The 26,608-nt window shown below is 43.5% G+C and carries 24 protein-coding genes and 1 tRNA gene; 14 read left to right on the top strand and 11 right to left on the bottom strand.

Annotation, left to right across the window (positions count from 1 at the left end; genetic code table 11):
* Positions 1 to 268: 268 nt before the first annotated feature.
* The 5 genes from ACE5CV_RS05665 to ACE5CV_RS05645 all read right to left on the bottom strand — a co-directional run bounded on the left by ACE5CV_RS05665 (position 269) and on the right by ACE5CV_RS05645 (position 4,616).
* Positions 269 to 763 carry a DoxX family protein gene (locus ACE5CV_RS05665; RefSeq protein WP_374949195.1) on the bottom strand — a complete coding sequence of 165 codons (495 nt, stop codon included), beginning with the start codon at positions 761 to 763 and terminating at the stop codon, positions 269 to 271.
* Between the two features lie 184 nt (positions 764 to 947).
* Entirely contained in the window at positions 948 to 2,063 is a 1,116-nt protein-coding gene (locus ACE5CV_RS05660; protein WP_374949194.1) for an FAD-dependent oxidoreductase, read from the bottom strand.
* Positions 2,064 to 2,142: 79 nt separating this feature from the next.
* Entirely contained in the window at positions 2,143 to 2,955 is an 813-nt protein-coding gene (locus ACE5CV_RS05655; RefSeq protein ID WP_374949193.1) for a helix-turn-helix domain-containing protein, read from the bottom strand.
* A 5-nt stretch (positions 2,956 to 2,960) separates the two neighbouring features.
* A complete protein-coding gene (locus tag ACE5CV_RS05650) occupies positions 2,961 to 3,551 on the bottom strand; it encodes a TlpA family protein disulfide reductase (RefSeq protein WP_374949192.1) in 591 nt (196 codons plus the stop codon).
* 81 nt (positions 3,552 to 3,632) lie between these two features.
* Complete coding sequence (locus ACE5CV_RS05645; protein WP_374949191.1) at positions 3,633 to 4,616, bottom strand: D-alanine--D-alanine ligase; 984 nt, start codon at positions 4,614 to 4,616, stop codon at positions 3,633 to 3,635.
* 258 nt (positions 4,617 to 4,874) lie between these two features.
* On the opposite strand from ACE5CV_RS05645, the gene ACE5CV_RS05640 reads away from it, so the two are divergent.
* The 10 genes from ACE5CV_RS05640 (at position 4,875) to ACE5CV_RS05595 (ending at position 12,804) form a co-directional block, all read left to right on the top strand.
* A complete protein-coding gene (locus ACE5CV_RS05640; protein ID WP_374949190.1) occupies positions 4,875 to 5,774 on the top strand; it encodes an NmrA family NAD(P)-binding protein in 900 nt (299 codons plus the stop codon).
* 12 nt (positions 5,775 to 5,786) lie between these two features.
* A complete protein-coding gene (locus ACE5CV_RS05635) occupies positions 5,787 to 6,704 on the top strand; it encodes a helix-turn-helix domain-containing protein (RefSeq protein ID WP_374949189.1) in 918 nt (305 codons plus the stop codon).
* A gap of 114 nt (positions 6,705 to 6,818) precedes the next feature.
* Positions 6,819 to 7,610: a PASTA domain-containing protein gene (locus ACE5CV_RS05630; protein WP_374949188.1), complete on the top strand. Its 792-nt coding sequence runs from the start codon at positions 6,819 to 6,821 to the stop codon at positions 7,608 to 7,610.
* Positions 7,597 to 7,899, top strand: coding sequence for a rhodanese-like domain-containing protein (locus ACE5CV_RS05625; RefSeq protein WP_374949187.1), 303 nt, complete (start codon positions 7,597 to 7,599; stop codon positions 7,897 to 7,899). The genes ACE5CV_RS05630 and ACE5CV_RS05625 overlap by 14 nt, the downstream gene beginning before the upstream one ends.
* A 20-nt stretch (positions 7,900 to 7,919) precedes the next feature.
* Positions 7,920 to 8,972: an endolytic transglycosylase MltG gene (mltG, locus tag ACE5CV_RS05620; RefSeq protein WP_374949186.1), complete on the top strand. Its 1,053-nt coding sequence runs from the start codon at positions 7,920 to 7,922 to the stop codon at positions 8,970 to 8,972.
* Positions 8,972 to 9,379, top strand: coding sequence for an acyl-CoA thioesterase (locus ACE5CV_RS05615; protein ID WP_374949185.1), 408 nt, complete (start codon positions 8,972 to 8,974; stop codon positions 9,377 to 9,379). The genes mltG and ACE5CV_RS05615 overlap by 1 nt, the downstream gene beginning before the upstream one ends.
* A gap of 9 nt (positions 9,380 to 9,388) precedes the next feature.
* Positions 9,389 to 10,369: a YihY/virulence factor BrkB family protein gene (locus ACE5CV_RS05610; protein WP_374949184.1), complete on the top strand. Its 981-nt coding sequence runs from the start codon at positions 9,389 to 9,391 to the stop codon at positions 10,367 to 10,369.
* 87 nt (positions 10,370 to 10,456) lie between these two features.
* A tRNA-Ser gene (locus ACE5CV_RS05605) sits at positions 10,457 to 10,541 on the top strand.
* A 171-nt stretch (positions 10,542 to 10,712) separates the two neighbouring features.
* Positions 10,713 to 11,306, top strand: a complete 594-nt coding sequence (locus ACE5CV_RS05600) for a dihydrofolate reductase family protein (protein ID WP_374949183.1) — start codon at positions 10,713 to 10,715, stop codon at positions 11,304 to 11,306.
* A gap of 136 nt (positions 11,307 to 11,442) precedes the next feature.
* On the top strand, positions 11,443 to 12,804 hold the full coding sequence (locus tag ACE5CV_RS05595) for a L,D-transpeptidase (RefSeq protein ID WP_374949182.1): 1,362 nt from the start codon (positions 11,443 to 11,445) through the stop codon (positions 12,802 to 12,804).
* Positions 12,805 to 12,839: 35 nt separating this feature from the next.
* Here ACE5CV_RS05595 and ACE5CV_RS05590 read toward each other — a convergent pair whose 3' ends face one another.
* On the bottom strand, positions 12,840 to 13,337 hold the full coding sequence (locus ACE5CV_RS05590) for a hypothetical protein (RefSeq protein ID WP_374949181.1): 498 nt from the start codon (positions 13,335 to 13,337) through the stop codon (positions 12,840 to 12,842).
* A gap of 239 nt (positions 13,338 to 13,576) precedes the next feature.
* On the opposite strand from ACE5CV_RS05590, the gene ACE5CV_RS05585 reads away from it, so the two are divergent.
* Positions 13,577 to 16,261, top strand: coding sequence for an ATP-binding protein (locus ACE5CV_RS05585; RefSeq protein ID WP_374949180.1), 2,685 nt, complete (start codon positions 13,577 to 13,579; stop codon positions 16,259 to 16,261).
* Between the two features lie 50 nt (positions 16,262 to 16,311).
* Here ACE5CV_RS05585 and ACE5CV_RS05580 read toward each other — a convergent pair whose 3' ends face one another.
* The gene (locus ACE5CV_RS05580; protein WP_374949179.1) at positions 16,312 to 17,064 is read right to left on the bottom strand and encodes a hypothetical protein; all 753 of its coding nucleotides are present in this window, start codon (positions 17,062 to 17,064) and stop codon (positions 16,312 to 16,314) included.
* 326 nt (positions 17,065 to 17,390) lie between these two features.
* Between ACE5CV_RS05580 and ACE5CV_RS05575 the strand changes: the two genes are divergently transcribed.
* Positions 17,391 to 18,602, top strand: a complete 1,212-nt coding sequence (locus ACE5CV_RS05575) for an alkaline phosphatase family protein (protein WP_374949178.1) — start codon at positions 17,391 to 17,393, stop codon at positions 18,600 to 18,602.
* Between the two features lie 15 nt (positions 18,603 to 18,617).
* Here ACE5CV_RS05575 and ACE5CV_RS05570 read toward each other — a convergent pair whose 3' ends face one another.
* From ACE5CV_RS05570 to ACE5CV_RS05555, 4 genes are all read right to left on the bottom strand, one after another.
* A complete protein-coding gene (locus ACE5CV_RS05570; RefSeq protein ID WP_374949177.1) occupies positions 18,618 to 19,745 on the bottom strand; it encodes a TIGR03364 family FAD-dependent oxidoreductase in 1,128 nt (375 codons plus the stop codon).
* The gene (locus tag ACE5CV_RS05565; protein ID WP_374949176.1) at positions 19,742 to 21,058 is read right to left on the bottom strand and encodes a DUF5690 family protein; all 1,317 of its coding nucleotides are present in this window, start codon (positions 21,056 to 21,058) and stop codon (positions 19,742 to 19,744) included. Before ACE5CV_RS05565 ends, ACE5CV_RS05570 begins: the two co-directional genes overlap by 4 nt.
* A 6-nt stretch (positions 21,059 to 21,064) precedes the next feature.
* Positions 21,065 to 21,748 (bottom strand): HAD hydrolase-like protein, encoded by a 684-nt coding sequence (locus tag ACE5CV_RS05560; RefSeq protein ID WP_374949175.1) that lies wholly within the window; start codon positions 21,746 to 21,748, stop codon positions 21,065 to 21,067.
* An 80-nt stretch (positions 21,749 to 21,828) separates the two neighbouring features.
* Entirely contained in the window at positions 21,829 to 22,407 is a 579-nt protein-coding gene (locus ACE5CV_RS05555) for a helix-turn-helix domain-containing protein (protein WP_374949174.1), read from the bottom strand.
* Positions 22,408 to 22,558: 151 nt separating this feature from the next.
* On the opposite strand from ACE5CV_RS05555, the gene ACE5CV_RS05550 reads away from it, so the two are divergent.
* Both ACE5CV_RS05550 and ACE5CV_RS05545 read left to right on the top strand, forming a co-directional pair.
* Positions 22,559 to 23,146, top strand: coding sequence for an HD domain-containing protein (locus ACE5CV_RS05550; RefSeq protein WP_374949173.1), 588 nt, complete (start codon positions 22,559 to 22,561; stop codon positions 23,144 to 23,146).
* Positions 23,147 to 23,320: 174 nt separating this feature from the next.
* On the top strand, positions 23,321 to 26,599 hold the full coding sequence (locus ACE5CV_RS05545; protein WP_374949172.1) for a SusC/RagA family TonB-linked outer membrane protein: 3,279 nt from the start codon (positions 23,321 to 23,323) through the stop codon (positions 26,597 to 26,599).
* Positions 26,600 to 26,608: the final 9 nt, after the last annotated feature.

The following is a 26,608-nucleotide window of genomic DNA, read 5'->3' as shown; positions in this document are numbered from 1 at the left end:
AGCTTGTGATCATTTGTAGGCAAAAAATCGTTAGTGTAACCTTTCTGATGAAGATCGATTACCTTTTGGGTAAGTGCATTGTTTAACTTGCGCGTAGTGTTTTTAGTAGTATTCATGCTGTTGTTATTTTTGAAACTTATTAGATGCTCGCTATTTTAACTCGTAACATCGCTAAGCGTTCAAAAATTAATCCAATTGTAAAAAACTCACTGTCAATTTATTAACAGGCAATCTCCACTTTTGTTAACAACATCACCAAAACAACGTTTTAACTATTAATTTGACGGTTTTTATTTTTATTTAAAATATCATCGAGCGGCATTTTCTTTTCATCTTCCGTTAAAAAATTGTTTAAAGAGATTGGCCCTGAACCAATTACTACAAATAGTAACAGCAAAATGAGCACAACAACAGACAGCCATAACTCCGAATTGACCGGACTTTTAAATATATTGATGAAGAACAACGCGCCAAAAACAATGGGTAACTGAACAAACGCTGCCAGCCGCGTCGCAAGGCCTAAAAATATCAACACCCCTCCTACCATGTGGGCATAAGTAACGTAATATAATATTGCGGTTATCGCGTCGGGCGAAAGCTCGACGGTTTTTGCTTCAAGGATCAGGTCGCGCAGAAAAGGCATATTCTGGAAAAACAAATAGCCTTTAAGTAATAGAAACCCGCCTAAAAATATGCGTAACATATCCAGTAACTTAGGGTGATGCCTGTCGCCCCATTTTTCAAAATCGCCTATCATTTTCATAACAATTTGTTTTAAAATGCTAAGAGGCGCTGCCAACGGATCCCAGCATAAGCCGGTAATGATATCAGTAAGGTTAGGTTATAATGGTTATATAAATATAGACAATTTTTTGCAGCAATAGTTTACCCAACTGGCAGCCACTATGCCGATTTTATTTTAGCTGATAAAGATTGCGTGGATGCAATTAAGATTTAAACCTGTTAGCAAATGAATAGCCGGGCTGCCGTAACGCTTTCTCATTTTTATCAGTTTCGAGTTGTGCTGCACCGGCATAAATCATCATTTTTTGCTCATAATCGCTAATGGCGTTTTCTACGGTATCAAAGTCTCCGCCGGTTAAATTATCTGAAAGGACAAGTGCATCCAGTAAGCCGGTATTTACACCCTGCCCGGCAAATGGTGGCATTAAATGCGCCGCATCTCCTATAAGTGTTACCGGCAGCGGGCGATTGTTTTTCCATGCGTGCGCTAAGGGCAGCTTTTTAGTAGGCAGGCCCCAAAAAGTAGTTGTTGCAAGGAATAATTGCTTATAACAATTTGCCCAGCCGGCAAACCTATCAGTTAGATAAGCAATTACTTTATCATTATTGTGCAGGTCTATCTCTTGCTCCTCCCATTCTTCAGTCTGTTCAAAGATTACATTGTAGGTAAGCTGGCCATTATTATCGGGGTGTGCCCCTAATAAATTACCGCCGTATGCGCTCATCAGTAATTTGTTATCGCATAGCCTGTGAAAATCGGGGCAATTTATTTCGGGGTCTATAACTTCGCCCTGCAAGATAAAAGTACCGGTGTCCTGCACTTTGGCATCCGTAACATAGTGGCTAACCTTTGATCGTCCGCCATTAGCTACAATCACTACATCGGCAGTAGCGTCCGGCTGATTATCAAAACTTAACACCCACTTTTGGTTGTGCACTTCCAGCCCGGTTAGTTTAATATCCCATATCACCGTATCAATTGCCAGATTATGAAGTAAAATTGTCCTCAGCTGGTTCCTGTTGATCTCGGGGCTGCTATAATCAGGTGGTATTACCTGCAAAAGCTCTCCAAGTTCATTGACAATCTTCCGACCCATGGGTTTTCCCTTTTCAAAATAGCTGTCCAATAACCCGGCTGCTTTCAGCGCCTTTTGCCCCGAATGTTCATGCAGATCGAGCGTGCCACCCCAAATCCTTTCCTTTGCATCCTTATCTCTTTCATAAACCGTTACATCTATCCCCTTTTTCTGCAGCAAATTGGCAACGGTAAGCCCTACCGGGCCGGCCCCTATAACGGCTATCTTTTGATTTAGCAGCATAATGTTGTATGATAAATTAACCCGATACAAAAGTCAGCTATACTGGTAGTTTAGGCTTGTATAAACGCGACAAATTTTGCTAAAGCTTGTATTGCTTTTTATTGTCGCGTGCAAATGCAGTCGGGGTGGTACCACTGTATCTTTTAAATTCCCTGCTTAAGTGAGATTGATCTGAATAGCCAAGTTCATGAGCCAGGCTGGAAAGATTGGTATCCGGAAAAAGCAACAGCCTGTTCCTTGCCTCTTCAAATCGCATAAGGCCTGCCACATCTTTTACTGTATTGCCTGAAGCTTGTTTAAAATTCCGTTCTAAAGTACGGGTTGTTGTGAATGCCGCCGATGCCACCTGATTTACTGATATATCCCCTTTAGCTTTTATCATGGCTGTACCGGCCCTGCTTAACAGTTTGTTTATGGTGGTTTGCGAATATGCATTAGTAAAATATTGCGACACCTGTTCTATGGCATTTGCTACTCTGCCTGCTTTGATCAGACCGGTTAGGGTATCCTGAAGGGCCACAACCTGATGATCTGCTACGCTCATCACACCTTTGTTACACGGTAGGGCGAGCAAATTAAAAACAGCCCACGGAAAGCACCTTATCGCAATGATCTCCAATTTATTTTGCATATAAAAACGGGCTGGTTTTTTCAACAAACCCATGATAAATGGTGATGCCAATTCCTGCAAACCGTCTGGCAGATCTATTTTGCAACCGCCGCCAAAATGAAAGATGATTTCGGTATAACCATCAGGTACTACTTCAAAAAGTGCCGGGTACTCGCAGAATTCCCGCTTATCATACCAAAAGCATTTGATTATGTCTTTTAAGTGTTCCGGGGGGTTAAATTCAAGATGTTGTATATGGTAAGGCAGCATATTGTGTATCATACTTACTATTCCGCAGCCAAATTAAGCAAGTATTTTTCAAACTTTTGCCCGCTATAATCGGCGATGCCGGCATGATGAAAAATCATTTGTCCGCTTTTATCTATCACGATAGTTGTGGGGATGGTGCCGCTAAGTATATCAGCAGGAAACGCCTCATCTGTTCCGTAGACAGGCAGCAGGAAACCCCGTTTTTTCATAAACGGAGTTGACATAGCTAAATTGTTATCTACATCAACAGTAATAAATATAATCGCAGGGTTGGTGTTTAAGCGGGTATGTAACGCGTTGATGGAAGGCAGTTCCGTTAGGCATGGGCCGCACCAGGTAGCCCAAAAGTTTAGGAATACTACTTTACCTTTTAAGGATGCCAGGCTGAGCTCTTTTCCGGCTGCATCTTTTAGCGTGATATCCGGCACGGCGACGGCTCTAACTTGTTCCTCAATTTTAGGCTGAAAAAAACCTACGGCCATTAACCCACGCAATAATGACGACTTTACAGCAGGCACAAACAAAATGGCCAATATCGCCGCGAAAAAAATGGCATTGCCAAGGTTACTTTTTGTGAATAATGTTTTACCGGTACGGTTATCAGCCATTAAATATCATTTTGAAGCGGGGGACATAGCTTTTTTATTGAGCAGTAAAATTAACGGGCTGATCAAAGACGAGTTACATCCCTATTTGGTCCCTTCTATTATCTGGCCGTAAAAATCCGTTACGCTCATACCCATGGCCCTTACTTGTTGTGGGATCAGGCTGTTAGCCGATTGGCCGGGCGTGGTATTTATCTCGATAAAATAAAACTCCTGCGTATCTTCCAATAAAATAAAATCAACCCGAACCATGCCGCGGCAATTAAGGCGCAGGTAAACGTGTGTCACTATCTCTGCAATCTGATGGTTTTTTTCTTCGGGCAGGTCCGCTGGGGTTACTTCATTGGTAACACCTGTGGTATATTTTGCTTCGTAGTCAAAAAAATCTTTGGTAGTCAAAATTTCTGTTGCAGGCAACACCGTGATCTTACCGTTAAGGCGGGCAATGCCAATACTAAATTCCCGGCCTTTAATGAACTCCTCTATCAATATCTGCGGATCTTCATGAAAAGCCCTGTCAATGGCTTCCTGTAAACCGGCAACGTTATACACCTTGCTCATGCCTACACTGCTTCCGCCATTGTTTGGCTTTATAAATAATGGAAATTTTAACGCCGATGCGATGGTTGCTGTATCGTGACCATCTTTTTGATGTAACTGAATAGATTTTGCAGTGTTTAACCCATGGATGCCATGTACAAGCGCTTTGGTATAAGCCTTGTTCATTGTTATGGCTGATGTTGTAGCATCGCAGGTATTGTACGGGATGCCCATCAGGTCGAGGTAACCTTGCAGCTTACCATCTTCGCCGGGCGTACCGTGCACGGTAATAAATGCAAAATCAAACTTTACCCTTTCCCCGGCTACAGTTATGCTGAAGTCATTTTTATCAACCATTACGCTTTCGCCGCCTCCTTCATATACCCAGCTATCCCGGTTAATGAGTATGGTGTAAACTTTATATTTATCAGCATCTAAATTTTGGGCAATGTTTTTTGCGCTGTTGATAGATACTTCGTATTCGCCGGTAAAGCCGCCTGCTAAAAGGGCTATATTCATAGGTTTCATAGTTTTCAAAGATAGTTTTTTTTGATCTTAGGGAGATGAGGATCGGAATTTATCCTTTTGCTTAAAGCTTCAGCCATCGTCATAACAACTATCAACTTGTCCAAGCTTTTACTGTTCTTTTTATGAATGATTAAATTCTTAAGCTGAAATCTATTATTCAAAAACTGCATACCTGATATTCGGCTACAACATCAGCAGATTCGGTTACGTGTGCGCAACGGCATCAATGCACCTTTGTGATATCAAAAATATAACCATATGAAAATCATTGTAACAGGTTCGTTGGGGCACATTAGCAAAGCACTTACCCAAAAATTAGTAGAAAGCGGCCACGATGTTGTTGTGATCAGCAGCAAAGCCGAAAAGCAAACTGAAATTGAAGCACTCGGCGCAACGGCAGCAATTGGCGCGTTGGAAGACTCCGATTTTTTAACAGAAACCTTTAAAGGTGCCGATGCCGTTTACACCATGGTGCCGCCGGCCAATTATTTTGACCAGGACCTTGATCTGCTGGCACACTACCACACTATCGGACATAGCTATGCAAAGGCAATTGCCAATGCCGGCGTTAAGCGTGTTATTAATCTGAGTACTATTGGCGCACACTTAGAAAAAGGATCGGGCATTTTAATCGGCGCACATGATGTAGAACAAATATTAAATGAGCTTCCGGAAGAAGTAAACATTGTGCACATGCGCCCAACATCTTTTTATTACAACTTACTACCTTACATCTACGCTATTAAAGCTACGGGCGTTATTGCACAGAACTACGGGGCGGATAGCATCATTCCCTGGGTATCGCCAAATGATATTGCCCAGGCTATTTTTGAAGAGGTAGAGGCAGCTTATAACGGCCGCAAAGTGCGTTATGTAGCAAGCGAAGAAGTAACCGGTAATGAAACAGCCCGTATTTTAGGCGCTGCCATTGGCAAGCCCGATTTAAAATGGGTGCTGATCAGCAGCGAAGAAGTACTTAATAACATGATTTCAATTGGCATGAATAAACGTATTGCCGCAGGCCTGGTTGAAATGTATGACAGCCTATACAACGGCCTGTTAGCTGAAGATTACAACCGCAATAAACCTGCTGAAATGGGCAAAGTTAAAATAACCGACTTTGCAAAAGAATTTGCCGCAGTTTATCATCAAAATTAAGTATATTGTATCATGGCTAACCAGCAACCGTTGCGTATAAAAACGATAAGCGAATTTCATCAGCTAAGAAATCTGCCCAGGCCCGAGCACCCTTTGATCAGCGTGATCAATTTAGATATGGTGACCGAACTGCCGGCCGGCGAGATCAGCATGATCAAAGATTTTTATTCGATAGCATTAAAAAGAAATTTTAATGTGAAGATGAAGTACGGCCAGCAGAAATATGATTTTGATGAAGGCACTATGTTTTTCATGGCACCGGGGCAGTTGCTAAAATTAGAAGTAAGCAAGTTAACGCAAATAAAACAGTCGGGGTGGATGTTGCTATTCCATCCCGACTTTTTATGGAACACGCCGCTTGCTAAGGCTATTAAACGCTATGAATATTTTGATTATGCCATAAACGAAGCCCTCTTTGTGTCTGATAAAGAGGAAACGATTATCAACGGCATCATCAAAAATATTGAGCAGGAGTATTATTCTAATATTGATAAATTTAGTGAGAACATCATCATCGCCCAGTTGGAATTACTGCTCACCTACTCCGAGCGTTTTTATCAACGGCAATTTATCACCCGCAAAATTGCCAACCACCAGGTACTCGACCGACTGGAGGCTATCCTAAACGATTATTTTAACAGCGATGAGCTTGCCACGAAAGGCATACCTGCCGTGAGCGATATTGCCGGCCAGCTCAATATATCACCAGGTTATCTGAGCGGCATGCTTAAAACCTTAACCGGCCAAAGCACGCAGCAGCACATCCATAATTATTTAATAGAGCGGGCTAAAGAAAAGCTCTCTACAACAACATTATCTGTAAGCCAGATCGCTTACGAATTGGGTTTTGAGCACCCGCAATCATTTAGTAAATTATTTAAAACTAAAACAGAATTTTCGCCGCTTGAATTCCGTGCGTCATTCAACTAAATGCCTCACGCTTTATTCAGGTCCCGGGTAGGCAGGTTGCACAGTAAATGCCAAATCGAAAAGCCGAAATCCGAAATTATTCCCTATGTTTGGTTGTAATTTTTGATTTTCCGCATGAGTAATTTTGGCGCTTATTTAAAAACAAGGCAATTCAGAAACACCATCCTTTTGGTTATAGCCACCGTTATTGGAGTGGTGTTAATAGCCTTTTTCAGCCTTGGTTATTATACACGCCACGGATCGGGCATCCCCGTTCCAAAACTTAAAGGGCTTAACATTGACAGGGCCATGGCTGCACTTAAAGACCAGGGCTTTAATGTAAAAATCGATAGTGTTTACGTACCCGATGAAGCCCCCGGCACTGTTGTGGAGCAAGACCCGGATGCCGGTACAAACGTTAAAGAAGGCCGTACCATTTATCTGACCATGGTGACCCAACTGGCGCCCAACGTTGCGCTTCCCGATCTGATAACCGAACAAAGCATCTACCGCGAGGCAGTTGCCACCCTGTCCAACTATGGATTGAAAATTGGTGACACCACCTATCGCAGTGATATTGCCCGCGACCGCGTGCTTGAGGTACGCTTTAACGGGCAGGTGATAAGGCCGGGAACAAAGTTACCTAAAGGGTCACGACTTGATCTGGTACTGGGTAACGGCGAAGGCGCAAGTGAAGTAGACATTCCTGAATTGCTCAACCTTGACCTGGATGCAGCGAAGTTCTCTATAAAAGGTGCCGGTTTAACCGTAGGTACCATTACCTACGAAGGCAGTATTACTGACAGTACTAACGTAGTGGTAGTTTCGCAATCACCGATGAAAAGCGATAGTACCAGTAAGACCAGTATCGGTACGCGTATTAATTTAACAGTCTCGCAAAGTAAAGATGCCAATGCGCCAAATTGATGCAGCAGTATTACAACAACGTTTAGATGCCAACGAACACCTAAACTTACTGGACGTACGCGAATTGATAGAGTATCATAGCTTTAACATAGGCGGGCAAAATACACCGGTAGGACAAATACCGCACAACATAAACAGCTTAACCTACAACAAAACAGACGAGATAATCGTTATTTGCAGTGCCGGTATCCGGAGCCAAACGGCGCAGGTTATTTTAACCGAAAACGGATTCCAAAATGTTTTAAACCTAACCGGAGGCTTAAAAGCGCTGCAAAAAATCAAAAAGTAAAACATCTTCCCCATTTATATATGACAACCGAAAAATCGTCATCAGGAGTATTTAAGAAATTTATTATTGCGCTGGTTATCTTAGTCGTAATAGCGCTGGCCGGAACAGGCATATTTTATTATTTGCGACTGTTTGGACCAAATGTTACTGACAAGCAGGAATATTTATACATACACACCGATGCCAACTTTGACGAGGTTTACAAAACCATCCGCGAACAAGGCATGGTGAAAGATACCACCACTTTTATGTGGGCCGCGCACAACATGAAATATATTACCCATGTAAAACCGGGTAAGTTTAAGCTAAGATCGGGCATGAGCAACCGCAGCTTAATTAACATGCTTAAATCGGGCACGCAGGAGCCTGTTACCATTGCGTTTCACAACCTGCGATTAAAGGAGCAGTTTGCAGGGTTTGTGGCCAAAAAACTGGAACCCGATTCAGCGTCGATACTAAAGCTGCTTGATTCTGCAAAGTTTGCTGAGCAGTACGGTTTCACAAAAGATAACATTTACACAGTATTTATTCCTAATTCATACCAGTTTTACTGGAATACCACGCCCGAGAAATTTTTTAGACGCATGTACGCCAATTACGAAAAGTTTTGGACGCCTGAGCGTAAACAAAAGGCAGCAGAATTAAATTTGAACCAACAACAGGTCTCTGTACTGGCATCTATTGTTGATGCCGAAGCTTCGCATGATGATGAAATGCCGGCTATTGCAGGGCTATATCTTAACCGGCTCCAAAAAGGCATGAAGCTACAAAGCGACCCTACCGTTATCTTTGCCATGAATGACTTTACTATAAAACGGGTGCTTAATAAATACCTTGTAAAAGATTCGCCATATAATACCTATTTATACAAAGGGCTGCCTCCCGGCCCGGTAATGATGCCATCTGTAAATGCTATTAAAGCAGTCCTGGACCCTAAGAAGACCGATTACATTTACATGTGCGCTAAAGAAGATTTTTCAGGCTACCACAACTTCGCTACCAATGAGGCTGAGCATAAAGTAAACGCCCGGAAATGGCAGCAGGCACTTAACGAACGTAATATTAAACGTTAATGTTTACCCACGCTACCAGGATCCGTGTCCGTTACGGCGAAACCGATCAAATGGGCTACATGTATTACGGCAATTACGCTGAATTTTTTGAGGTTGGTCGGGTAGAGATGCTTCGCAGCCTGGGGCTTAGTTACAGTGCTATGGAAGCATCTGGTGTGATGATGCCGGTGTTAGAATTGCACAGCAAATATTTAAAACCCGCCCGTTACGATGAAGAGATCGCCGTAAACGTTTCGATGGCTAAAATGCCAGGCGTTAAGATTCACTTCAAATATGAGCTCTATAACGAAAAGCAGGAGTTGATCCACGTGGGCGAAACGTTGCTGGCCTTTATCAATATGAACACCGGCAGGCCCTGCCTGCCCCCACAGGATTTTCTTGACAAACTAAAGCCTTTTTTTGAGTAATTTGCGGTAATGAAATGGGCGCACCGTATCCTTATCCGTTTTAAATTTTACCAGTTCATAACAGACTGGGCTAAAACGGTATACATTCCCGGTTTTCGTCCGTTACCCCTTTACACAGTAGTGATCTTTTTTATCGAAGAGATTCAGAAAACGTCGTTAACTAACCGGGCAGCAGCTCTGGCCTACAACTTTATGCTGGCTGTGTTCCCTGCGGTCATCTTTTTATTTACGCTCATCGCTTACATCCCTATAAATCATTTCCAGGATTCGTTGCTCAGTCTGCTCGCCCTTATCATGCCGACAGAGGCGTACCTGGCGTTCGAAACGACTATAAAGGGCATCGTAAAAATTCAAAACGGCAAATTACTATCCTTTGGTTTTATAACGGCGCTTTACTTTGCCACCAACGGCGTAAGTAACCTGATGCAGGCCTTTAACAAATCATCATTGATATTAGAGACGCGGAGCTGGCTAAAACGACGGCTTATAGCCTTATCGCTAACAGTAGTAATTAGTTTTACCCTTCTCATTGCTATCATCATCATGATTGCAGGGCAGTCGGTTATAGGGTTCATTAAATCAAAGCTGGATAGCGAATCACACTTTTGGCTATACCTGATATCCCTTTCGCAGTGGCTTGTCATCCTGATCATTTTCTTTATAACCATCGCCATCTTATACCGCTACGGCCCCTCAAACAAACGCAAATGGAAACTTATCAATCCCGGATCAGTGCTGGCAACGTTCCTGGCTATTTGCACATCGATAGGGTTTACGTATTACACCAATAACTTTGCATCGTATAACAAGGTTTACGGGTCTATCGGTACGCTCATTGTTGTAATGATCTATTTGTATTTGAACTCACTTATATTGCTCATCGGCTTTGAATTAAACGCCAGTGTCGACCTTTCCAAGCGCACTATCCGCATAGCAAAACCGCGCTTCAACACCTTCCGTTCCCGCAAAATCAGCCAAAACGGGCAATAAGGTAATGACAACCAAACAGTTACAATTAATTAAAAAAAAGTTAACATCGAATTTGCCAATTCGCCCCGGATTTGTACTTTTGTCCCCGGAGAGCTGGCAGAGTGGTCGATTGCGGCAGTCTTGAAAACTGTTGACTGTAACAGGTCCTGGGGTTCGAATCCCTAGCTCTCCGCAAAAACAAGAAAGCCTCACTTTGTGAGGCTTTCTTGTTTTTAACATGTCGCTTTGCCCCCCTGCATTTAGCGCTTTTTACCAGCATTCTTACCATTAGCATTCCCGAACTTTATATCAAATAAACAACCTGACTTAACCGGTTGTGAAATGATCATAAATTAGAATTGTCATGAGAAAGATTATCGTTTTATCATTTATTACTTTAGATGGGGTAATGCAGGCACCCGGTGGGCCGGAAGAGGACCAATCAGGAGATTTTAAATATGGCGGCTGGACAGCACCTTACAGCGACGAGATTGCCGGCCAGGTAATGCAAAAACAGCTGGAACCGGCCGACCTTATTTTAGGTAGGAAAACTTTTGACATTTGGGAAAACTACTGGCCACAACATGCCGATTATTGGCCGGGTATTAACAATGTAACCAAGTATGTTTTATCCCGTTCCCGGAAAGAGTCGAACTGGCAAAACACTGTATTTCTGACTGGCATCGATGACATACGGGAGCTTAAAGCGTCTGAAGGCAGCGATATCAAGATTTGGGGCAGCAGCGAAATTGTGCAACTGTTACTGGCGAATGATCTGGTTGATGAATTGTGGCTTAACATCCACCCTGTGCTTCTTGGTAAAGGCAAAAAGTTGTTTGCTAAAAGCGCCGTTCCCGCAGCTTTTAAACTTGCTGAAAGCACAGTTACACCAGGAGGGCTTATTATGGCGCATTTTAAAAAAAATGGCGAGATAAAAACCGGCTCTGTTGGCCCCTAAAGATGTGATACATGGTAATGGTTAGTTGATTCTTCGGGTCGAGAAGTAACTATTTAAAGCGGCGATATTGCCCATTGGAATTGGCTGCTGCAATTAATACAGATAAACAAATACCGGCCCGCCGTGTTGATTAGGTATGACCAAAACCAAGCCAGTAATCACCCTATTCAAAAACAACTCTCTGGTGCTCATAGCTACCGGGTTAATGGGCCTCACCCTGATGACGGGCTGTGATGGACCTAAGCAAAAAGAGACACAGAAAGACACACAAAAAAAGGTCGATACAACAGCAAAAGTGCCGGTGCATTCGGCCAATCAAACATCGTTAACACTACCCGCGCTCGACGCTCTTTTCTACGAAAAGGATTTTACTGCAGTGCTTAAATCCAAATTGGGTTTAACTACCGAGCAGATTGCAAAATTAAAAGCTGCCGCACATACATCTGTTGCCGATTTAAGTGAAGATGGCATAGCCGACACGGTATCCACCCGATCGGCAGTTCAGCGTTACAACCAGCAAATTGTAGCCATCATTGGAGATGATAAAGCACAGCAGTTACAGCAATTAGTTAGCGAGCGTTACAGCCAGGGGCTGGATGGCCTTGCGCCTACCAAACCTAATTTTGTACCGACTGATACCCGTATTGTAGTGAATGCCCCGGCCTTCAGGATGGACGTATTTCAAAACGGGCACTTACTTAAAAGCTATAAAGTAGGAATAGGCTACCCGGAATTTCCGCTGCCGACAGGTATGCGCCGTGCTGACACCCTTATTTTCAACCCCAGCTGGACACCGCCAGATGAGCCGTGGGTAAAGGGTAAATTCCAGCCGGGCAAAAAAGTTTCGGGCAGTAATGAGGATAACCCGCTCGGTGTGATCAAAATACCTATTGGTATGCCCTCGCTTATACATGGCGGCAAGCCGCTTACCAAGATCGGTAATTTCGCATCGCACGGTTGCGTGGGCTTAACTAATAGCCAGGTGCAGGACTTTACTGCCACGGTTGCCCAACTTGGTGGCTCAAACGTTACAGCAGAAAGCGTAAAAGCATTTAAAAGTAAAGGCAAAACGCAGTCTATAAAATTGCCTACCCCGGTACCTGTGGATCTTAGGTACGAAACAATAGTAGCGCAAAACGGCAGCCTGCATATTTACCGTGATGTTTATGAACGTGGCACTAATACGATAGAAACTGCCAAACAGATACTTGATGCCTACAATGTTAATTATGATAAACTAACCCAACAGGAAAAAACAGAACTGGATACCGCGCTTGACGAGATGAACCGCGACGCACGGGGCAATTCAATTGCAACCGATAATCTGGCACCATCCAAAGATGGTGTGCCGGCCAGTAAGCAGCAGCGGTCTAAACAAGGGAAAATAACATCGCGTGTCAAAGGTCAAAAAGAGGCTGTAGTTGCAATTGCCGCCCTGCAAGGTAAAGGCTATCCGGAACCCGTAGATTTAAACACCGGTGTGCCTGCTAAGAATTAATGATTAGGCTTGTATCAGCTATTAAATATCTCAGTTTATTTGTGAGTGGCCTTAACGCCGGCAGAGTGGCCAATGTAGTAGCCAATGATCAGGGCAACCAAAATAAGCGCCCACCAAACGTATTGCATCATCTTCATGCGGTCAATGTTTTTTTGCAGGTTGAAAACTTGCGTTTGGTGGCTTAATTTTTCATTTTGCAGCTTCATATTCTGCTGCTGCAGTTTAGATAAGGTGCCGTTAACCTCAACGGGTTTCTCCTGCTCCAATTTATGCCGCATTACAAAGCCACCAGCTTTCAAAAACTTTTCACCTTTAGGCTTAAGCACCAGTTTTTCGGGCAAATCATAATCGCCATGCTTGCCGGTTACGGCAATGAACCCTTCCCGGGTAAGTATCTGCACCAGTGCAAAGGCGGTGGCCTCGTCCTGGTCAAAAAGCTCCATGAGTTGTTGCCGCGTTAAACTGTCGGGGATACCAAAGGCTTCCAGCACCGCATCCAGCATTTCGCATTCATATTCATTCAGCTCGATCATCGGGCAAATTTAGCTTATCTATAATTTTTAACGGCAGAATATCGAAAAATTCAGTTTAATTTCCAACATGCAGTAGTTTACCCACCTTACTCTATTTAATCTAAACGGAAAAAACTAACTATCGATTAACAGGAATTAATTCAGCAGAGGTAATTAGAACTTAATGTGATAAACATTGCACTGCATCATTAAATTTGCTTTCAATTTTGTTTATTCTTGCAGCCAAACATTCTTGATAGGTGAAAACTATTCCTTTATACTTAAAAGGCGGCGGCGATTGCGGCAAGCTGATACGCGAACACAACTGGGAAAACACAACGGTTGGGCATTTAAGCACCTGGCCCGAAACTTTGCGTTCGGCGGTGAGTATTTGTATTAACTCGGGTTTCCCGATCGCTGTTTACTGGGGCGAAGATTTTTCCATTATCTACAATGATGCTTACAGCCCTATTTTAGGTACTAAGCACCCCTGGGCGCTCGGACGCCCCGGCGAAGTAGCCTGGTCTGAAATATGGGATGGTTTGCGCGATCAATTCGCTGTTGTTAAAGACAAAGGCGACTCGTTACGTTACCCGGATACATTGCTGCTCATGAACCGTTTTGGTTATACAGAGGAGTGTTACTTCGACTATAGCCTGTCGCCCATTATAAGTCCCGATGGCACCATCGGTGGCGTTTTCAACGCGGTTATCGAAACTACTTACCGGGTTATTAACAGCAGGCGTACCGCTGTGCTGCAACATTTTCAATTACTGCAGTACCGTGCGCTGGTAGTGTATAGCGCGCTAAAAGATATTAAAGAGGTGTTGGACGGCGCAAAGGCCGATATCCCTTTTTACGAAATTTATCCGCAGGGCGATGGCATTACCAAACAAGACCATAAGTGGCCGTTTGATACCCATAACGCCATCTTGATAGAAAATCCCGGTCAATATATGGCGAGCGCACCGTTAAGTGCTGCCGGCGACCCTTGTACACAGGCCTTTGTAGTGCCTTTAAATAAAGGCGAGGCCGCTATAAGCGGCCATATAATACTTGGCTTATCGCCACTTAAAAAAATGGATGATGCCTATAGCGAATTCCTGTTAACCGTAGCCAACTATGCCTCGATTATATTAAACAACGCTTTTGCCCGTGAGCAGGATGCTGCTTTACAAAAAGAATTGGCTTTGAACGAAGAGTTAGCCGCCACAAACGAAGAGCTAATTGCTATTAATGACGAACTGCAGGAAACCCGCGGCATATTGCAGGAGTTAAATAATGACCTGGAAGAACGTGTTGCAAAGCGCACAGAGGCTTTGCAAAAAAGTGAAATGGAACTGGTTGTGATTAACGAGGAGATGGCAGCCACCAATGAAGAACTTGCATCGACCAACGAAGAGCTTGCCGCTATTAACGAAGAGATGGCAGCTACCAATGAGGAACTTAAGGAAACCCAGGCAGACCTGGTCAAGGTAATTGCCGAATTGGCTGATAGTGAGCAAAACTTCCGTTTTAGGTTAAATACCATACCCCAACAAGTATGGTCGGCTAAGCCGGACGGCTCGCTGGATTATGTTAACATGGTAGTATCTGATGATTTTGGGTACGAGGGCAGTGAAATTGTTGGTCAGGGCTGGCAAAACTTCATTCACCCGGAAGACTTGCCTATCGCGCTCGAAAAATGGATCGCCTCATTAAACAGCGGCGAAGAATACATAGTTGAATTCAGGCTTAGATTTGCCGATGGCATTTACCGCTGGCACCTCGCTCGGGCACGGCCGCTAATAGAGAACGGTGAGATCACCCTGTGGTTGGGAACTAATACCAATATCGAGATCCAAAAACAAAACGAACAAAAACGCGACGAGTTTCTGTCGATAGCCAGCCATGAGCTGCGTACCCCGCTAACCAGTATCAAAGCCTTTAACCAGATCATGCAGCGCATGGCCGATCCTGAAAAGATCAAAGGCTTTATGGTAAAATCGGCAGATCACATTACCCGCTTAGAAAAATTGATAAGCGATCTGCTGGATGTTACCAAGATCAATGCCGGTAAGATGAACTATAACATGCAATCCTTCCATTTTAAGGAATTATTGCAGGCCACTGTTGAGAGTGTGCAGCATACCACACAAACGCATAAGATCATACTGGAATCGGCCGTAGACATTGTTTATGAAGGCGACCAATTCAGGCTGGAGCAGGTATTGAATAACTTTTTGAGCAACGCCGTAAAATATTCACCAAACGCTGATAAAGTAATAGTAAACAGCCACCTGGAGCAGGATAGCCTTATCACATCGGTGCAAGATTTTGGCATTGGGATAGAGCAACAAAGCCTGGATAAATTATTTGACCGTTATTACCGCGTAGATAATACGGCCATGCGTTTTGAGGGGCTTGGCCTCGGCTTGTTCATCTCATCAGAGATCTTGAAACGGCACGGCGGAAGTTTCTGGATAGAAAGCACACCGGGCGAAGGATCGATATTTTATTTCCGTTTAACTATTAGCCAGCACAATCAGGACAGCGCATTTAAAAACAGCGCTCAATTTTATAAAGACAGGCATATTACCATTGCCTTCAATAAAAAGAAGCAGCGTTTAGACGTAAACTGGACGGGCTTTCAGGATTTTGATTCCGTGCAAAAAGGATGTATCAAAATGCTGGAAATCATCAAAACAAATAAGGTTAACAGAATACTTAATGATAACCGGCAGGTTTTGGGCACCTGGTCCGAAGCATCAGATTGGGTAGGTACCGAATTTTTCCCAATGATTGAAGAAGACGGTGTGGTGTATCTCGCCTGGATCTTCTCGGGAAGCGTTTTTAGTCAGTTATCTGCCAAAAAAAGTATGGATGTTGCAGTCGGAGAAATCACCACGCAATTTTTTACGGATATTAACCTGGCCGAGCAATGGCTAGATGAAAAGCGAGAATAGCTCTCCTAAACAATGGCAATAGTTACGCGACTATATTATACGCATTGCTACTAAGGCTTAGTCGTTTTAAGCTTTGCTCTTTTTTTAACAGTTGTCTTTAAAGGTTTTCTGGGCTTTGTAGATTTCTTATTTAACACCACAAAATCGGGGGCTTTTTGCAAGGCAAGGGCCATCGCTTTCTCGTCGGATTTGAGCAGGCCGCTAAGCTTGTTGGCCTTATCTAAAGCCAGGCTTCCCTTTTCCTCTTCTCCCATCCTATTATACAGATAAGCAAAATTTTGCTGCACCAGGACTTCAAAATGCGGCAGTTTGTTTACCGTAGATAACTGCTGTGCCTCGTTAAGATCACGCATGGCCAGTTCGTATTCCTCATTACTCATCTTTACTGTAGAGAGCTTAATCAGTGACGTAATTATTCCGGGGATATCCTTTCTATCTCGAGAGATCTTGTTTGATTGCAGCAGAAACCATTTGGCCTGGCTGTATTTTTCTTGCGAAAGGTAAACTTTTGATAGATAGTCAAAACAGGTACGCACGCCCAGGGTATCCAGGTAATAACTGTAATTATGCAGGGCCAGCATGGTATAGTTTAATGCCTGCGACTGGTAAAAGCGTTTCACGCCCACATGTTTAATGGTGTCGTATTGCAAATATTCGGCAGCGATTTGTTTGTAAATTCCTGCTTTTAGCGAATCGTTGGTGGTGACCTGTAACAAGGTTTTTAAGCTATCCAGGCTGCGCGAATCGGCAAATACACGTGCCGTGCAGAAAAACAATAGCGCAATCAGGATTAGCTTCTTCATTCAACGCAAATATTATTATTTTATCTGTATCATTAACAATGTATTGTTCATAAAAAACATACTTCAATACACTAATATAATACTGGCTACAGTGGCAATACTTAATATATATTAGTTGTCTCTTTGATAAAGTCCCCCTGCTTACGGCAATTCTTTCAAGCGACTGATGGTTGTAAAGCACATGACAAACGATCTAAAGTTATTAATCGTCACTGCCGCCAAAATTAACATCTATTTAACCTCTATTACCCTTATGATATTTAGTTTCGCCTAAAAAAATAACTATGCAATTGAATCGTAAAGTATATAAATTATTTATCTTGATAATGTTACAGGCGTTTGCAGGTAACGCGCAGCAAAGGGTGAAAAAGGCCTTATTTATTATTGCGGACGGCATCCCTGCCGATGTGATTGAAAAGGTGGCTACGCCAAATTTAAATTTAATTGCCGGCCAGGGTAAGTACCTGCGGGCGCATGTAGGCGGCGAAAAAGACGGATACAGCCAAACGCCAACCATATCAGCTGTAGGCTACAATAGCTTGTTAACAGGTACATGGTTTAATAAACACAACGTTGCCGATAACGACATTAAGGCACCTAATTACCATTACCCAACTATTTTCCGGTTGTTTAAAGACCAGTATCCGGATAAGAAGATAGCGGTGTTTTCGAGCTGGCTGGATAACCGTATTAAGCTGGTAGGCGACGGATTGGCTGCAACTAATAACCTGAAAGTTGATTTGCATGCAGACGGTTACGAACTGGATACCGTAAACTTTAAGCATGATAAAGAAAGTGCCTACATGCACCGCATTGATGAAAAGGTGATTGATGAAGCATCCGCCACGATTAAACAAAGCGCCCCGGATCTATCATGGGTTTACCTGGAATACACAGATGATATGGGCCACCGTTATGGCGACAGCCCTCAATACTACACGGCTATAGAAATGATGGATAAGCAAGTTGGCCGTATCTGGGACGCCATCCAATATCGTCAGAAAAACTTTAAAGAGGACTGGCTGATATTTATCACTACCGATCATGGCCGCGACGAACGTACGGGCAAAGGTCATGGCGGCCAATCTGCCAGGCAGCGCTCTACCTGGATGGTTACCAATGCTAAAGGCCTTAATAATTACGCCAAATATTACTATCCGGGCATTGTTGATATCATGCCGTCGATAGCACAGTTTTTAAATATCGACATCCCGGTAAAATATAAACGAGAGATAGATGGTACCGTACTTACCGGTCCGGTTTCCGTTGCAGAACTGAAGGCTAACCTCATTCAGGGCAATATTGATGTAAGCTGGAAAGCTTTGAGTACGGATGAGAAGGTTAAGATCTGGGTGTCGGCGGTGAATAATTTTAAAGATGGCAATCCGGATGATTATAAGCTGTTGGGTGAATATCCGGCAAACGCAGAACATGCACTTGTATCTGTAAAAGATATGCCCTCGACTTTTTACAAAGTGGTAATAGAAGGCAAGTACAATACTATAAACCGCTGGATAGTTCCCGAAGTGAAGAAATAGATAACAGCAGCAAGACTACAATCTTGCTGCTATTATTTGCTCGCATAAACCGAAAGACAGGGTCATGCCGTTGCCGCCCAAGCCGTTTATAATGGTTACGCCGGGTTCGGCCTCAACAACCAGTTCGGTTTGGCCACCGGTCATTTTTGCATAGATGCCGTTCCAGGTTTGAATTACCTGTGTATCCTTAAATTGCGTAAAGGTTTTAAGGTATTTTAGGATCATAAAATTGATAAATTCTTTATCGAAAGGATCATGTACCAACCCGTACTCGTGCGAATCGCCAACGGTAATCTCCCCCGTATGGTTTTGCGCGGCCATTACATGGATACCCCATTTTAAATATTCGGCATAATCTGATTCATAGCGCTTACGCAGGTTGGCCAGCGCCGGTGCTGCCTGGAAACCCGGGTAATGAATCATACTTAAACTACCGCATAAAGCAGGGCCAATACGTTCACCGTTAGGTTGGGCCGCAAGGCGCATCATTTGTAGTTTACATTTGGTGATACCGAACGATGCGAACAACTCCGGATACAGCGTTTCAAACTCAACGCCACTGCAAATAAATATCTCATCTGCATGCCAGGTTTTGCTGCCTGATGCAACCATCGATGTACCTACGCGGCTTATAGCTGTGTTCCAGTAAAAATCAACTTGATGTTTCTCTGCCAGGTAGTTTGCTACAGCACCAATTGCCGCGCGTGCTTCCACTATCATTTCAGTACCGCTCCAAAGGGCACCTTTCAGGCCTTCAGCATTTACGCCGGGTGATTTTTGTAGTGCTTGTTGCGGATTGAGTAAAGCGCAGTCACGAACCGATTGGTTGATGCCGGCGTATTGTTCCATCACTTCCAGTTCATCATCATGGTAGGCCAAATGTAACGATCCTACCTCGTCATGCCAGATTCCCGCCTCTTCGCAGGTTTGTTTCCAGATACTGCGCGACAGCATGGCACGCTCGAAAAGTGGGCCGATTGGCTGACCGATAGGCCATACCATCCCAAAGTTACGGATGGATGCACCCACCGCTCTCTCGTTACGTTCAAAAACAGTTACCTGGTAGCCTCTTACGGCAAGTGCGCGGGCTGTTGCCAGCCCAACAATGCCGGCACCTATTACTATAGCAGATGGTTTGCTCATACGGTTGAAAATTTGAAATCGGCCCCGGTGGCTTTAGCGGTATTACGGCGGGCCGACTGCAGGAAATAAATTAAAGATAAAACGCCGCAAATGCCGCCAACAATGGCTACGATCATCACCCCTTCTTTAAAAAAAGCGCCCCAGCTAATATTTGGCCGGGCAAATTCCTTTATCAAAAGGATACTTACACTGCCCAGGTAACCCATAGAGTCGGCAACGTACATAATAAAGCCTACATTGCTTTTATAATGAAAAGTAGCGATCATGCGTTCAAAAAATATCGCGTTGTAAGGCACGTAGCCCAGATATAGCCCTAGCCCAGCCATTGTCATCCAGCTAACCGGGCCTATCATTTTAAGAGAAAACATAAGGGTAGATACGCCAACAAGCACACAGCCGCCAATGATAAAAATGTGAATTACGCTAAATGCACGTAAGTTTTTGCGAATTAAGATTAGCAGGCTCATGGCTACCAACACGATGATGGATATCCGGGTATCGATGCGGGTATAAATGCTTTTATCTTTTATACCGAGACTGTTCCATATCTCTACTTCAAAATTGTCGCGTACATCGCGCATTATTGTGAGCAGCACATAAATAATGATAGTAAGAATTATCCCCGGTAAAAACCGGATAATAAAATGTTTCCGCTCTTGTGCATCCATAGGCAGGCGTTCGGCACGGAGTAGCTTGTCTTCCTCAGTTTGGGGCGGCATCAACTCAAGTATTAAAACGAAGATTACCAATGGAATAGCAAATAGTGCCCCTGTCAGAAATGGCATGTTGTATTCGCTGATGTGATAGGTATGGATAAGCGTTTGGCCTACAGTTTTTACAAACCCTGATCCAAAAATCAGGCTTATAGACAAAACCGCAGCCATAAATTCTGTAGAGCGTCGGCCCTCCAGGTAACCGAATACAAGTCCCCATATTAAACCCAACGGGAAACCATTTATAAAAAGGAAAACAATATTATATGGTGCAGGCACAACTGCAAATCCAAGCAGGGCCAGCCATGATATACCGATAAGCAGCAAAATGGTAAGGCCGCGTTTTGCGCCTTTTATTTCGGCGATGAAGCGAATTCCATAGAATTTGCTCATGGTGTAACCTACAATTTGCGCTATTACCAACCACACCTTGTAATCGATATGTAAGTACTGTTCGCCATGGAAAGTACCCGCGGCAAAAGCCTTCCGGAATGCATACATAGATGTGTAGGCCCCAAACGCAGCAATCGCCGCCAATACAGATACGGCGGCATAAGGCAGCCTTGCTACCTGCGCTTTTAATGAGTGGGTAAGCTGCATACGAAGTTAACGGATTATAGTTAACACCTCAGCAATATCATCGATGATGTGTGTAGGCCGGTACGGTTCAAGTTCACTTCTTTTGAAAGCCCCTGTAGTAACGCCAATTACGAAACGGCAACCTGCACTCTGTCCTTCGCGTACGTCCACTTCGGTATCACCAACTTTAGCAACATTTGTCGGGTCGCTAACACCGGCAAGGGCCATAAGTACTTTGATCATATCCGGTGCCGGACGCCCTTCGGCTACTTCGTCAGATCCGATCAGGTAATCGAAAACGCCTTTCTGCCGCCAGTTCAGGCGTTCAACTATCGTTTCGGCAATATCTTTTGAAAATCCGGTGTTAATTCCCACCTTCACACCGGCCGCACGTAAAGCTATTAACGTCTCCTCGGCGTTTGGCAGTGCTTCTAAAAAGGGGGCTTGTTGGTAATAACCAATCATTAACTTTACAAACTCTTCATGAATATTATTGATCAGTTCTGCGGTTATTTTTGAAGCATCAGGTTCATATTGCTGCAACATTTTTGTTATCGCAACAATCTTCTTATAACCCATTAAGGGGTTAATAACGTCATCAGGCACTGAGTAACCATAAGCTTTTAAAGCTGCGCTAAAGGTACCGGTTACTTTATTCTCATCTTTAACCGTGGTACCGGCCATGTCAAAAACAACAAGTTCAATTGGCATTGCAATACAATTTAATGTTTAGCAATAGTAAACTATGTTTATTAATAATAAACCAACTTAAAGTTAAATTATTTTTAAGCCTACCCCTGGTTTTCGAAAAAGTATATCACCAGCATGCTTGCTTTTTCCGTGCCGATATTTTTGGGTGTGTGCGGAATGCGGCCATCAAACAGCATGGAATCGCCCTGGGCCAGATCGTATTTGTCGTCACCAAACTGGTACTGGATGCTTCCCGATAAAATGTATTTATATTCATAAGCCTCGGTTTCCACCTGCGGGCGGGAGGCGTCAGGCTCAAGTTCGAGGATTACAATATCAACAGTAGAACTTTTGATGGATTGGGTAAATATGCGCTGATATAAAAATCCTTCGGCATGTTCCTTTTCAAAATGGTAGTATTCGTTTTTACGCCGGATGATAAGGGGAAACTTACCCGCACCGGAATGTATATCTTTAAAAAATACATTAAGGTCGATTTCCAGCGCCTTTATAATATCTATCAGTACGATTAACGATGGGATAGTACGGCTGTTTTCTATTTGAGATATTAGCCCCTTGCTTACATTGGCACGCGAAGCCAGTTCCTGTACAGTAATATTTTTTTCGCGGCGGCGGTCCTTGATACGGTTACTGATCTGTATCAGTACATCATCTTCCATCAGTAGTTAACATTTGTTGAACGGTTGTAAAGTAGAAAATATATTTAAACAAGGCAAAGTTTTTAGGTAATTTAATACCTGTTAGATTAGATGATACAAAATTAATTTTACCATAACATTCATACCTTTCATTTGCAAAAAGTAATTGCTAATGCCCCTATCAAATCAATCACCGGAAGAAATCACCGAAGCAGTTTTCGCGCTTTATGAACAACATGGCAATGAAGACTATATAGGCGAGCCGGTATCCCAATTAGAACACATGTCTCAGGCGGCGGCTCTTGCAAAAGCCGAGGGTTACGATGATGAAGTAGTACTTGCTGCTTTTTTTCATGATATCGGCCATCTTTGCGCTGCCGGTGGCGAAGTTGGGAGCATGGACGGCATGGGCAATATAGATCATGAAAAACTTGGTTCGGATTATTTGTTGGCAAAAGGTTTCTCGGCACGGATTGCTAATCTAGTTAACGGCCATGTAATTGCTAAACGATATCTTACTTATAAGTATCCCGAATATTTTGAAAAGCTATCGCCGGCGAGCAGAGCAACCTTAAACTTTCAGGGCGGCGTAATGAGCGCCGATGAAGCTGCTGAATTTGAAAAAGATCCGGATGCCGAACTGATTGTCAGGATGCGCTACTGGGATGATGAAGCAAAGTTAACCGAGACACCGGTTGACAATATAGCCTATCTTAAAGAGATTACTTTACGCCACCTCAAGGCTGAAGCTGTAAGCTAGTTACTGCAATGTTAAATCCATTTGCTGGAAATGTAAATTGGTTATTACCTGCTCTCTTCTCTCTTAATCCTAAATCAACAAACGCTTAAAGTTTACTTAATCTAAACTTAGTTTACAAATAATAAACAAAGTTTACTATTGCGTTATAATCTCTTAAATTAATTATTAGCAATAATGACACAATTTTACCCACATTTAAAACGGCTCCTCCTTATTGTGATGTGCAGCCTGTCGCCTCTGATGCTTTTGGCCCAAACCAAGATCACCGGTACCGTTAACGACGAAACAAAGCAACCCCTGCCGGGCGTTAGTGTAGTATTAAAAGGAACCAACCAGGGTACCACTACCGACGTTTATGGCCGCTTTATTATCACTGCAAGCCCGGGCCAGGTGCTCGAGTTCAGGTTTTTGGGTTTCGCGACTCAGGAAGCTGTTATTGGCACCGGTACATCAATGGTGGTTAACCTTGTTGGCGACAACAAAAAACTTAATGAAGTTGTAGTAACCGCTTTAGGTGTTAACAAGGATGCACGCCGCGTGGGTTATGCGGTATCAACTGTAAAAGGCAGCGACTTAACCCTGGCTCGCGACCCAAACCCTATTACCGGCTTGATAGGTAAAGTAGCCGGTTTATCTGTTGGCCCATCGGCAGAGCTTTTAGGCGCTCCAAATGTGGCTATACGTGGTAATACCATCTCCTTGTATGTAGTTGATGGTTTCCCTATCAATACGGATACCTATAACATCAGCCCGGATGATATTGAAACTTACACCGTGCTTAAAGGCCCTGCGGCTGCCGCTCTTTATGGTAACAGGGCATCATACGGTGCTATTTTGATCACTACCAAAAAAGGCAATAAAAGCAAAAAAGGCTTGACTATAGATGTTAACAGCAGTACGGTAATTAATAAAGGCTTTTTAGCGTTTCCAAGAGTGCAACACTCATACGGTGCCGGCGAAAATACCTTTTACCAGTTTGTTGATGGTAAAGGTGGTGCACCGGGCGGTGTAGATGCCGATTACGATATTTGGGGCCCTTTCTTCAACGGCCAGCTGATACCACAATATGATAGCCCTGTTATTAATGGCGTGCGCCAAGCAACACCGTACACGGCACGTGGTGCAAATAACCTGAATAACTTTTTGCGCACAGGTTACCAAACCAACAACAATATCGCCTTAACATCAAACGGCGATAATTATACCATCCGTTTATCTGCATCTCAGCAGCATCAAAACAGTTACATTCCTTACCAGTACCTGGATATTGCGAATGCAAATATCTATGCGTCATTTAATCCAAACCCACGCTGGAAATTTGAAGGTAACGTTAATTTTAACCGCCAAACTACCGACAACTTCCCTGACGTTAGCTATGGCCCAAACAGCTTGATCTATAACCTTGCAATTTGGACAGGTGCCGACTGGGATGTTAACGCGCCCGATATTAAAGCTATATGGCAGCCGGGTAAAGTAGGTATTCAAAGCCAATTTGCAGAGTATACCCGCTACCATAACCCATGGTTCATGACAAAAGAATGGACCCGCGGACACTATAAAACCAATACCACCGGCTACTTATTAGCAAACTACAAGATCAACAATAACCTGAATGCTACTGTACGCTCGCAGGTAGATACTTACAATATCCTGCGTACCGAAAAAATGCCGTTCTCTGCCCACCCTTACGGTCGTGAAGGTAATGAAGGTGATTACCGCGAAGACCGCCGCGACTTGTTTGACAACAATACCGAGGTGATGCTGAACTACGATTATACTGTTAAAAAGTTCCTGAACTTATCCGGTTTAATTGGTGGTAACATGCGTAACCTGTCTTATAACTCAAACTGGGCATCAACAGATTATTTGAATGTACCGGGCGTTTACTCGTTCAGCAACTCAAAAAATCCGGTACAGGCTACCAGCTTTAACTCGGGCATGCGGGTAATGAGTGCTTACTACTCGTTAGATGCAAGCTTTGGCAAATACGCTACAATTTCGAGCACCGGCCGTATCGATAAATCATCGGCCTTCCAGGTACCAACAACTTACTACTATCCAAGTTTATCAGTAGCTACCGTTATATCTGACTATATTAAATTGCCAGACTTTATCACGTTCTTAAAAGGCCGCGCATCGTTCTCAAACATCCGTTCGGATGCTACAGCTACAACAATTGGCCCTGCCCCATTCAGCTCAATCACCGTATATGGTGGCAGCACCGGCTCATCGTTATTTAACAACCCGTTAGGTTACGGCAGCACTTATACCTCTCCTTACAACGGCCCTGATTATTCTTTAAATACATCTTATGCTACCAGCAAGCCATATAACAGCCAAACTGCCGGTTACGCTTCAGATTATTTATATCAAAATGGCATCAAAACATCAACCCGCGTAAATTACGAGGAAGGTTTTGATATTAAATTCTTGCAAAACCGTTTAGGCTTTAGTGGTACCGCGTTCCAGTATATCGACGGCCCGCGTATCCTGCCTAACGCTATCTCTACTGCAACAGGTTACACTATTGAGTACTTAAACGCACTTAAAACCAAGAAGACCGGTTATGAAGGTTCGGTAAGCGGTTCGGTATTCCAAAACCCCGAAGGTTTTAGCTGGAATGTTTTAGCCAACATTGCTACTTACAAAGAGATCTATAAAGAACTACCTGCCGGCCAGGGCATTTACAACACCTTTTTCAGAGCGGGTGACCGTACCGACAAATTATACGGTACCGCATTCGTACGTACGCAGGATGGCAAAATTATTAATGATGTTGCCGGTAAACCATTGGCTAACCCTGTTGCTCAGTTTTTGGGGAACGAAACTGCTAAGTTCAGCTGGAGCATCTACAATAAATTCCAGTATAAAAGCTTTAGCCTTGGTGTGCAGTTAGATGGATCTGTAGGTGGTGTGATTATCGATTACATGCATAACAAAACCATGCGTGGTGGCGCAAATGCCGAAACTGCAGAGGGTGCATTGGGAACCGCCCGCTACCAGGATTGGTCTAACTTTGGTAAAACAGGCTACAATGGTACGTATGTAGGCGAAGGTGTGGTTGTATCTAACGGTACTGCTATTAACTATGATTCAAATACAGGCGCGGTATTAAATTACAATGCCTTGCAATATGCCCCTAACACACAGGTTGCGTTTGTGCAGGATTACGTTAGTAAATACTATAACGTTGACGAATCTAACCTGATGAGCAAAACGTTCACCAAACTGCGCGAGGTAACGCTTGGTTATGATTTCCCTAAAGATATGCTTGCCAAAACGTTTATCTCAAAAGCGTCGGTGTCTATATATGGCCGTAACCTGCTATACTTTTATGGCGATAAACGCTTCAAAGACGTTGACCTTGACCAGTACAACTATGCAACAGCATCAACCGGTTTGCAGTCGCCAACCGTACGCAGCTTTGGCCTTAACCTAAACCTGTCATTCTAAACATTGATA

Origin of the sequence: Mucilaginibacter sp. (genome assembly GCF_964263795.1) — a bacterium.
Lineage (GTDB): Bacteria > Bacteroidota > Bacteroidia > Sphingobacteriales > Sphingobacteriaceae > Mucilaginibacter.
The sequence above is the reverse complement of the archived record's forward strand: the minus strand, read 5'-3'. Positions and strand labels throughout refer to the sequence as shown.

Excerpts from the sequence above, each read along its gene's own strand:
- ACE5CV_RS05665 (WP_374949195.1), bottom strand. The coding sequence starts at position 763 with ATGAAAATGATAGGCGATTTTGAAAAATGGGGCGACAGGCATCACCCT.
- ACE5CV_RS05660 (WP_374949194.1), bottom strand. The coding sequence starts at position 2,063 with ATGCTGCTAAATCAAAAGATAGCCGTTATAGGGGCCGGCCCGGTAGGG.
- ACE5CV_RS05655 (WP_374949193.1), bottom strand. The coding sequence starts at position 2,955 with ATGATACACAATATGCTGCCTTACCATATACAACATCTTGAATTTAAC.
- ACE5CV_RS05650 (WP_374949192.1), bottom strand. The coding sequence starts at position 3,551 with ATGGCTGATAACCGTACCGGTAAAACATTATTCACAAAAAGTAACCTT.
- ACE5CV_RS05645 (WP_374949191.1), bottom strand. The coding sequence starts at position 4,616 with ATGAAACCTATGAATATAGCCCTTTTAGCAGGCGGCTTTACCGGCGAA.
- ACE5CV_RS05640 (WP_374949190.1), top strand. The coding sequence starts at position 4,875 with ATGAAAATCATTGTAACAGGTTCGTTGGGGCACATTAGCAAAGCACTT.
- ACE5CV_RS05635 (WP_374949189.1), top strand. The coding sequence starts at position 5,787 with ATGGCTAACCAGCAACCGTTGCGTATAAAAACGATAAGCGAATTTCAT.
- ACE5CV_RS05630 (WP_374949188.1), top strand. The coding sequence starts at position 6,819 with ATGAGTAATTTTGGCGCTTATTTAAAAACAAGGCAATTCAGAAACACC.
- ACE5CV_RS05625 (WP_374949187.1), top strand. The coding sequence starts at position 7,597 with ATGCGCCAAATTGATGCAGCAGTATTACAACAACGTTTAGATGCCAAC.
- mltG (WP_374949186.1), top strand. The coding sequence starts at position 7,920 with ATGACAACCGAAAAATCGTCATCAGGAGTATTTAAGAAATTTATTATT.
- ACE5CV_RS05615 (WP_374949185.1), top strand. The coding sequence starts at position 8,972 with ATGTTTACCCACGCTACCAGGATCCGTGTCCGTTACGGCGAAACCGAT.
- ACE5CV_RS05610 (WP_374949184.1), top strand. The coding sequence starts at position 9,389 with ATGAAATGGGCGCACCGTATCCTTATCCGTTTTAAATTTTACCAGTTC.
- ACE5CV_RS05600 (WP_374949183.1), top strand. The coding sequence starts at position 10,713 with ATGAGAAAGATTATCGTTTTATCATTTATTACTTTAGATGGGGTAATG.
- ACE5CV_RS05595 (WP_374949182.1), top strand. The coding sequence starts at position 11,443 with ATGACCAAAACCAAGCCAGTAATCACCCTATTCAAAAACAACTCTCTG.
- ACE5CV_RS05590 (WP_374949181.1), bottom strand. The coding sequence starts at position 13,337 with ATGATCGAGCTGAATGAATATGAATGCGAAATGCTGGATGCGGTGCTG.
- ACE5CV_RS05580 (WP_374949179.1), bottom strand. The coding sequence starts at position 17,064 with ATGAAGAAGCTAATCCTGATTGCGCTATTGTTTTTCTGCACGGCACGT.
- ACE5CV_RS05575 (WP_374949178.1), top strand. The coding sequence starts at position 17,391 with ATGTTACAGGCGTTTGCAGGTAACGCGCAGCAAAGGGTGAAAAAGGCC.
- ACE5CV_RS05570 (WP_374949177.1), bottom strand. The coding sequence starts at position 19,745 with ATGAGCAAACCATCTGCTATAGTAATAGGTGCCGGCATTGTTGGGCTG.
- ACE5CV_RS05565 (WP_374949176.1), bottom strand. The coding sequence starts at position 21,058 with ATGCAGCTTACCCACTCATTAAAAGCGCAGGTAGCAAGGCTGCCTTAT.
- ACE5CV_RS05560 (WP_374949175.1), bottom strand. The coding sequence starts at position 21,748 with ATGCCAATTGAACTTGTTGTTTTTGACATGGCCGGTACCACGGTTAAA.
- ACE5CV_RS05555 (WP_374949174.1), bottom strand. The coding sequence starts at position 22,407 with ATGGAAGATGATGTACTGATACAGATCAGTAACCGTATCAAGGACCGC.
- ACE5CV_RS05550 (WP_374949173.1), top strand. The coding sequence starts at position 22,559 with ATGCCCCTATCAAATCAATCACCGGAAGAAATCACCGAAGCAGTTTTC.
- ACE5CV_RS05545 (WP_374949172.1), top strand. The coding sequence starts at position 23,321 with ATGACACAATTTTACCCACATTTAAAACGGCTCCTCCTTATTGTGATG.